This window comes from Helicobacter suis (assembly GCF_902196125.1).
In the GTDB taxonomy this organism is placed as follows: Bacteria; Campylobacterota; Campylobacteria; order Campylobacterales; family Helicobacteraceae; genus Helicobacter; species Helicobacter suis_B.
This window is the reverse complement of the sequence record NZ_CABIKG010000043.1, coordinates 1-1,263: the sequence shown is the minus strand read 5'-3', so window position 1 is coordinate 1,263 and position 1,263 is coordinate 1. Positions and strand designations below refer to the sequence as shown.

Here is a 1,263-nt window from a genome sequence, read left to right as displayed (position 1 = left end):
CAAATAGGATTGAGAAAGCAAACACGGAAGAGCCTCCCGCGTTAGATTTAGGGATTGATGAAAGCGAAATTATGGAGCTTTTAGATCAAGTGGCGGGGGTGTTGTAGTTATTCTGTCTCATCTTGTATATCTTGAATTTCTGAAGGCCTTAACCCATAAAACACCCCGCTATAAGCTACATTTATATAATCTTCCTCTTCCCCGTTCCCCGGAGACCAACTAAAATATCTAATGCGCGCACCCCTCCAAATACTGCCGTCTTTAAAAATAATCTTAACTTGATCTTTATAACTCCCGTAATCTCTATTAATCATGTTCACCTTTCAGCGCGACTGGCACAATATGAAAGCCTTTTTTATTGAAATGTAGCTTACTTTTATACACCTTAACCGGGGCTTTTGATTTATCAAAAAATGGCATAACCACCCCCTCAAAATCAGGGTGGCTAATAATGCCATGCTTATTCCATGTACCTCGTTTTTTGTCTACATCAATTTCTAAGCTTTCCTTAATCCACCCCCTAACCTCCTCAATACTTGGCGCTTTAGTGTAGTAACTACGCCCTTGCTTATAATTTGGGCTATCTAATACATGCAAATCCTGCCTATCATCTAAAGTTAACAAAGCTAGCGCGCTTTTAATTGTGTTTAAAACTCTTTGGGTAAAGGGATAAGGTTTTTCAGCTGGGGCGCGTTTGGCTAGCTCATCAAAATCTAATTTCTTAATCTCAAAGCCCGATTTTAACGGAGGCGCCTCCGTGAAATGTTCTAGCCCCACTAACTCCGTACCTTGAATCTCTAATTCATACCAACGCCCTAACTTTTGACCCACTAGTTTTCTACTATCTTTATGAGTGGCTAACAAAAGCGGAGAGTCTAGCACTTCCCTAGCTAAGTAAAAATCAAAAAGATCATTAGCTGGGTTAGCTTTAAGTGTTTGAGCTTTAAGAGTAATAGGCATGATCTCTAAATTTCCAAAACGCAAACTACCGCCATTTTTAGAAAGCCTAATTAATTCTTTAAATCTTGCTTTTTTAGTGGCGATATTTTGTAAAATGCTTTTAAGTAAACTTGTAGCTTTTGGGTTATTTGCGTAAGTAGCTAGCTTGTTTTTAAAGAAATTAGCTAAGAATTTATAATTATCCCTTTCAAATCCTCCCGCTTGAGTTCCCCCCTCTTGTGGGATATTTTTAGTTAGGCTTATGCCTTTGTTTTTGATCTGTCTTTCGCTCCACATTTGCAACTCACACCGACAGCCCCAATC

The 1,263-nt window shown here is 38.9% G+C and carries 2 protein-coding genes; both read right to left on the bottom strand.

What is annotated here, in order from left to right; genetic code table 11:
• Positions 1 to 107 precede the first annotated feature (107 nt).
• Positions 108 to 314, bottom strand: coding sequence for a hypothetical protein (locus tag G6Q00_RS08155; RefSeq protein WP_163532745.1), 207 nt, complete (start codon positions 312 to 314; stop codon positions 108 to 110).
• Positions 307 to 1,263 (bottom strand): polymorphic toxin type 50 domain-containing protein (locus tag G6Q00_RS08150; protein ID WP_240331063.1); only part of this gene is annotated, 957 nt, incomplete at its 5' end. The genes G6Q00_RS08150 and G6Q00_RS08155, both read right to left, overlap by 8 nt.